The 6,121-nt window shown below is 68.9% G+C and carries 6 protein-coding genes; 2 read left to right on the top strand and 4 right to left on the bottom strand.

What is annotated here, in order from left to right; all coding sequences use genetic code 11:
- The first annotated feature begins 246 nt into the window (after nt 1-246).
- On the top strand, nt 247-759 hold the full coding sequence (locus tag ACFPZI_RS07765) for an 8-oxoguanine DNA glycosylase OGG fold protein (protein ID WP_381360025.1): 513 nt from the start codon (nt 247-249) through the stop codon (nt 757-759).
- Nucleotides 760-889: 130 nt separating this feature from the next.
- Here the strand turns inward: ACFPZI_RS07765 and ACFPZI_RS07760 are convergent, their stop codons facing one another.
- Nucleotides 890-1,096: a hypothetical protein gene (locus ACFPZI_RS07760; protein WP_381360023.1), complete on the bottom strand. Its 207-nt coding sequence runs from the start codon at nt 1,094-1,096 to the stop codon at nt 890-892.
- A gap of 120 nt (nt 1,097-1,216) precedes the next feature.
- Here ACFPZI_RS07760 and ACFPZI_RS07755 point away from each other — a divergent pair, with 120 nt between their 5' ends.
- Nucleotides 1,217-2,452 (top strand): NUDIX domain-containing protein, encoded by a 1,236-nt coding sequence (locus ACFPZI_RS07755; RefSeq protein ID WP_381360021.1) that lies wholly within the window; start codon nt 1,217-1,219, stop codon nt 2,450-2,452.
- A 343-nt stretch (nt 2,453-2,795) separates the two neighbouring features.
- On the opposite strand, the gene ACFPZI_RS07750 is transcribed toward ACFPZI_RS07755, so the two are convergent.
- The 3 genes from ACFPZI_RS07750 to ACFPZI_RS07740 all read right to left on the bottom strand — a co-directional run bounded on the left by ACFPZI_RS07750 (nt 2,796) and on the right by ACFPZI_RS07740 (nt 5,905).
- Nucleotides 2,796-4,124: an HNH endonuclease family protein gene (locus tag ACFPZI_RS07750; RefSeq protein ID WP_381360019.1), complete on the bottom strand. Its 1,329-nt coding sequence runs from the start codon at nt 4,122-4,124 to the stop codon at nt 2,796-2,798.
- A gap of 321 nt (nt 4,125-4,445) precedes the next feature.
- Nucleotides 4,446-5,102, bottom strand: coding sequence for a DUF262 domain-containing protein (locus ACFPZI_RS07745; RefSeq protein WP_381360017.1), 657 nt, complete (start codon nt 5,100-5,102; stop codon nt 4,446-4,448).
- Between the two features lie 284 nt (nt 5,103-5,386).
- Nucleotides 5,387-5,905: a hypothetical protein gene (locus tag ACFPZI_RS07740; protein WP_381360014.1), complete on the bottom strand. Its 519-nt coding sequence runs from the start codon at nt 5,903-5,905 to the stop codon at nt 5,387-5,389.
- Nucleotides 5,906-6,121 lie beyond the last annotated feature (216 nt).

Raw genomic sequence — 6,121 nt, 5'->3', positions numbered from 1 at the left:
TCCGTCCGCGCGGTCTGCGAACACGCCTTCGCCCACCTGAAGAACTGGCGCATCCTCGCCAAGCTGCGGCTGTCGCCCCGCTACGCGACCACGCTGCTGCGGGCGCTACTCGTGCTGACCCGCACCGAAGTCGCCCCCTGACAGACGATCTTGGGAGCAGGCAACCGCCCACGACCAGTACGAGTGCAAGAACGCCGGCTCACACCAGCCCCGGTGACCTGCAGATTCGAAGTTGGTCGATCTTCAATGGTCGCGACGTATGTGTGGGGGAAGGGAAAGAGCGGCTCCCCCGGCGGCAGCGGACCGGCCACTTTGCAGAAGATCCTGGCCGTTGAGGGCCTGGATGCGGCACTGGCCTGCGCGGTCACCGCGCTGGGTGAGCACGGCGCGAAAGCGGCCTACGCGGCGCTCAACCGCCGGGTTCCCGGGTTCGGGCCGTCCTTCTTCACCAAGTTCCTGTACTTCGCGGGCAAGGCGGTGCCGCCTGCAAGCGGCCCCGAGCCGCTCATTCTTGACCGCCTCCTGGCCCGGCGTCTGCGGTCCCTGGCCGTTGTGGCCGGCCGGGAGACGGGTCACGACCCCGACGGCTCGGTCGCTGCCTGGGTCTGGAGGGACCGGGGCTGGTCGCCTCACCGCTACGAGGTCTACCTCTCCTTCATGCACGCGGCCGCCGCGCAGGTGGCGGCAACGGACGGCTGGCCGTCCGACGCCTCGTGCGACCTGCTCGAGTGCGCGCTGTTCCATGCCGCGTGGGAGTGAGCGCTGCCGCAGTACTCACGTGCTCAGGTGGCAGGCCGTTTCCCTGACATGGAGCAGAACATCGACCGGGCCCTGGATGAAGGGACCACGCCACGAGATGGGCTCGGTACCTGCAGGAGCGTTGAAGGCGTCAGCGGGTCTGCCCGGCCTCGTCCGCTGTGGTCCCCCGCCCCGGCAGGCCGACGAGCACGGCAGTCGCGGCAGCGAGTCGGTCGGCGAGGCTGAAATTGCCCAGTTCGATGGCGAGCAGGGCCCGGTCGAAGAGCGCGGCGACCAGGCGTGCGTGGTCGTCGGGGAGCTGGCCCGGTTCGTCGGTGACCGCCAGGTCCTCAGGCACGATAGAGAGCAGGAGGGTTGGATCGGCGCTCGACAGCGAGCCGGAGAACGGGACGGCGCCCGGTGACGAGCGGGACGACGTGACGAGGCGGCTCGGCGACGAGCCCGAGGAGGGGACTCGATGACGGCACCCGACGCACCCGGTACAGCCAATGCCGAGCAGGTCAACGCCGCGATGTGGCACACCTACGGGGCGCACCACCTCGACCGGGCCACGCCCCTGCCCGAGGTGGACGAGATCGCGTGGGGCCCGGCGGGAACAGGGCCGGGGAACGCTGTCCTCGGCGATCTGACGGGCCTGCGTGTGCTCGACCTGGGCTGCGGCCCGGGCCGGCACGCCGCCCACCTCGCCCGTACCCATTACGCCACCGTGGACGCCGTCGACCTCTCCCCGACTCAGATCGAGCGCGCACGGGCGCGCTACGGCAACCTGCCGGGCCTGCGGCTGATCCAGGCCGACGCCGTCGGGCATCTGCGCACTTCGGCGCCGTACGACGTGATCTACTCCCTGTCCGCCGTCCACTTCATCGACCCGCACCGACTGCTGCCCGCCCTGGCAGCGGCCCTCAGGCCCGGCGGACGGCTGTACTTCACCGTGCTGCACACCAACTCGTCCGGCGGTGGCCCTTCTTCGGAGGTGAAGCCCCGCCCGGAGATCCTGCGCCTGGCCGGCGGCGGCGAACTGACCGGGCACATGTGGGTGCTCACCACAAAACTGTGGACGGACCTGCTCGCGCAGCACGGGCTGCGCGCCGAGGAGGTCACCGTGCTGGACGCGCCCGAGGAGGGCAACCAGGCCTCCTACCGGCTCTTTCAGGTCCGCAGGCCGGCCCGGATCACCTCTCGTCCCCGTACAGCCCAGCCGCCCGTCGCACACGCGGCGGCCGGGGTCGGCGCGGTGCTGGTGGGACCGCGCGGTCTGCTGCTCGGCCGCCACCGGCGAGGGACCGTCGAGCTGCCCGGCGGCACAGTGGAGCCGGGCGAGTCGCTGGAGGAGACGGTCGTGCGTGAACTGGCCGAGGAGACCGGCCTGCACGCGGACCCGGCAGACGTGCGCCTGCTGGGCATGCTCCTGGACCAGGTCGGCGGCGGCGTCCGCATCACGTTCGGCGCGCTCGTCACGCGGTGGAGCGGCGAGCCCGCCGACCAGCCGGGCGAGCGAGTCGGCGACTGGGGGTGGTGGCCGCTGGACGCGCTGCCGTCGGGCCTGTTCGAGTGCAGCGCCCAGATCCTCACCGTCTGGCGCCCCGACCTGCCCATCGACCATCCGCCCGCCCGCTTCACCCCCTTCGCCGAGCCGCACACCACCGGTCAGGACACCGCCGGTGGGGACGCCCTCGGTCAGGTCGGAAAGTAGTCGCTCAGCACGCAGCGGTCGACGAGCGCCTTCTCCGTCCGGTGGCTGCTCGGCTCCGGTCCCGGTCCATCCCGACACGGTGTGCGCCGACGGCTGGATCTCCGGCTCCACCGGGCGGGGCACCTGCTCCCACCACGGCGGCATCGCTCCCTGACCCCTCGGGCAGCGCCGACAACCAGGAGCTGGCAAGCGCCCCCAGCACCAGGTGCTCTCCCTGGGGAACCGGGATCCGCCCCCGGCAGAATCTCCGCAAGGATCGTTTCCCCTGCCCCGATGTCCGGCCCGGCGGCGGCACCGCGGCCGCGGGGGCGAGCGGGTCCGCGGCCCCGCAGCGACGGACGGGTCAGGTGATCTTGCGGGCGGACAGCGGGCTGGAGCCGGGGACGGCCCGGATGCCGGGAACGTTGTCGGTGTGGAGCCTGGCGGCCACCGCGCCAGCGCTGATCTCACCGGCCTCGTACTGGCTGGTGCGGGCTGCCACCATCTGCGCGACCGTCAGGACGCTCCCGGCCGAGAGACCCGCGAACGCCTCGCGTATGTGGCGGGCGACATCACGGCGGGCTCTGGGCACCGTGACCGTCGCCGGCCTGCCGACGGGCGTGGTCTTCTGTGCCTCCAGCCCGGGGGCCGGGAGGTCTGCGACCGAGAGGGCCGGTGCCCCTCCCTCCGGACGCTGCCAGCGCCAGCAGAACGCCTCCGCCAGATGGCCCGCCCGAGCCAGGACGGCCTCCTCGTCCCACTCCGCAGGCAGGGAACGATTCAACGACAGCGCGCTGTGCAAGAGGATGTCGGAGCGCTTGCGCTCCCAGGAGCCGTTGGAGACCGCTGGGTTGAGCTTGCGGGTGAGCAGGGTCAGGTTCCCCAGGGTATGGACGAGTACCTGCCGGCGCTGATGAGCCTCGACGCTGCCGCGGCCTGCGCTCTCGGGAAGCGGCCAGTGTTCCTCCCAGGCCTGGGGCAGCAGGTGCTCGATCGTCAGTTCCCCGTCGTGGACGATCCGCTCGGTCTTGCCCGAGTACAGCGTGGCCTCCAGCTCGGCCAGCAGCAGCCGCAACCGGGTGCGGGTGAGATGCTTGTACAACGGATGCGAGCGGAAGACGTAGCGGATGTCGTGATCGCGGGGCCAGAAGCCGGAGTCGGCGTCCTGCCGGAGCAGGAAGTCGGTCACCACCGCCGGATCGTCCTTGGCCTTCAGCTCCTTGAGCAGTTCCAGGAAGAGCCGGTTGTAGTTCTTCGTCGTCAGACGGCAGATGGTGCGGCGCATCAGGTAGGAGTCCAGGGCCATCATCGCGCCGGCCCGGTCGTCCTCGTCGAAGCGGGTAACCAGCCACAGCAGCACGGGCACAACGGTGTTGGCGTCCAGGACACCGACGGTGTGCAGGAATCGGCCCTCCGGGGTGGCCGGCTGTTCCTCGGCCGTCAGCCGCCGGTAGGCGCCTGCCCGGTCCACCATGCGCTGCATCAGGTCGACCAGGGCCATCTCGGAGTCCGCAAGGTACCTGCGGAAGGTCAAGAAGAGCTCGGGAGCCAGTACCTCATCGGCGAGTTCGCAGGTCAGGTACTGCGTAAGGAAGACGTCCAGCCGAGGGCGCTTCAGCCTTCCCTGCCGTATCTCCTTGCGCCAGTCGGGCGTCTCCAGCTGCGCCCACACGTCCCGGTAAAGCTCCTCCACCGGAAGCCCCTGTTCCTCCGCCTTCTGGAAGACAAGGTTCTTGACCAGGTCGGAGGCCTGCAGCGGGGTGCCGCGGTCGTTGAGCGCTTCGAAGATGACCTGGGCGTTGTCCTCGGGCTTGAGAGTGCGGTAAGTGATGGTCTAGCTAATTTCGCACCACTTCGTCCCAGTGGGTAGCAGGCCCCTGACCTCGGCTGTCGAGCCAAACCGGGGAGCCGGAGCCGTGCGCTCGGCCAGGGCGGCGATGTTGATCATTCGACCGCCGGAATCACCCCGTTATGGCATGTCATCACATCGGTGTGAAACGGCAGGAAACATCACTTACCGCACTCTGAGATCGATCACGACGAGTTCGAATTTGTCCCGCAGCACGCGTACCAAGGCGTCGAAGCTCTCGTCCACTGTGCTCTCGTACACCAGCTCCCGTGCCCACTCGACGGTGCGGTCGCGGAAGAACCAGTACGCCTGGACGATCGCCGAGGCACCCGGAGCAGCAGGGGCGGCGACGTCGACGGCCCGCCGCAGCCCACCGTCCACGACTGCGCAGAAGGGCACCCGGTCGATGTTGGTGGGCCACACCTTGTAGACCGCGTGCAAGTCGTCCGTCATGTCGTCGTCGTTGGCGGTGAGCTTGGCGAGCGCGCGCACGTACCTGTCCTGGACGTCGAGCTCCCGTGCCACGTCGCGTACCGCCGCGAGGAGGACCTGCAGCGTCGTCAGCCGTTGCTGGCCGTCGATGACCTGCCGGGCAGGCATCGACCCCGTGGGGGTCGGCATCTGATCCAGCACCACGGCGCCGAGGAAGTGCGGATGGACCTCCTCACCCGCCAGCCTCCGACGGACCAGAGCAGTGACGTCCTCCCACAACGGGCGCCAGTTCCTGTCCTCGGTCCAGACGTACGGCCGCTGGAAGACCGGGACGACAAGACGCTGGTCCGCTCCGAACAGCCCGCGTAGCGTCATCGATGTGGCTTCCACCGCTGCTCCTCGTCTTCCGTGTTCCCGCCTGCCCCGCCGACCGGGTTCGATCCCTCACCAGCGACCGGCCGGATGCCGCCTCTGCCCGGTTCCCGCTGCCCCCACTTTCAAGGCCTGAGGCGCCGTCAAGATTTTACCGAGCGATACCTTTTACACGTGGGAGTGTCTCCTTCCGTCACGGTGTCTCCACGTGACGAGGGGAGGCTCGCAGCGTTCATCCTTCAAGAGCGCAGCGCGTCGATACCGAGCTGTTCATCCTGGTCCAGTCCGCAGCCCGGCCCCTCTCAAGAGGAGGCGGCGCCCTTGTTGCGGTTGGCGAATGGCCGGGCTCCGTGGAGCTCCATGAACTCCGCGATCAGCTCCGCCTCAGCCTCACCCGGATCCCGGTCGGATATCGGCAACCACGCAACGAGCAGCGCGTCCGAGTCCGCCAACTGCCAGATGTAGCGGCCGCCCCAGTGGCCGGCCATCCCGCCAGCACCGTGGCGGCGATACTCGTCAAGCCGCGTCCGCAGACCCCTCCGGCCGTCCTTGCCTGCCGACGCCTTACCGATGTAGATGATCGTGGCACCATCCACCCAGGCGCTACCAAGCTCGTCAGCCGTCACCGACGGGTCACGGCCTTTGAGATGGCCGGCAGGGTTACGAGAGAGGAACGACGGAGTCTCCGCACTCGTGCGAAGTACCACGTAGATGCCGGGCTCTGCGGGAACTCCGCTGTCACCCAACTCGCGGAACGATACGAATCCACGGAAGCCGCGCTCTGTCAGCGTCTTCTGGGTCAGTTCTGATGTCGGACTCATGACTGGGATCGTGCCATCCAGCTGTGACAACGGCGTCGCCTTCTCGTCGTAACTAATGCGTTGGTGGCCGGGCCCGCTGTGCTCCCGCCACTGACAGAACCCGTGTCACCGGGCACTGAGAGTGCGGTAAGTGATGTTTCCTGCCGTTTCACACCGATGTGATGACATGCCATAACGGGGCGATTCCGGCGGTCGAATGATCAACATCGCCGCCCT

This window comes from Streptomyces chlorus (assembly GCF_042655885.1).
Classification (GTDB): Bacteria; Actinomycetota; Actinomycetes; order Streptomycetales; family Streptomycetaceae; genus Streptomyces; species Streptomyces chlorus.
This window is presented reverse-complemented; position numbering and strand designations above follow the sequence as displayed.

What these genes read in the sequence shown, in the direction of transcription:
- ACFPZI_RS07765 (WP_381360025.1), top strand. Translation starts at nt 247, where the DNA reads ATGGTCGCGACGTATGTGTGGGGGAAGGGAAAGAGCGGCTCCCCCGGC.
- ACFPZI_RS07740 (WP_381360014.1), bottom strand. Translation starts at nt 5,905, where the DNA reads ATGAGTCCGACATCAGAACTGACCCAGAAGACGCTGACAGAGCGCGGC.
- ACFPZI_RS07755 (WP_381360021.1), top strand. Translation starts at nt 1,217, where the DNA reads ATGACGGCACCCGACGCACCCGGTACAGCCAATGCCGAGCAGGTCAAC.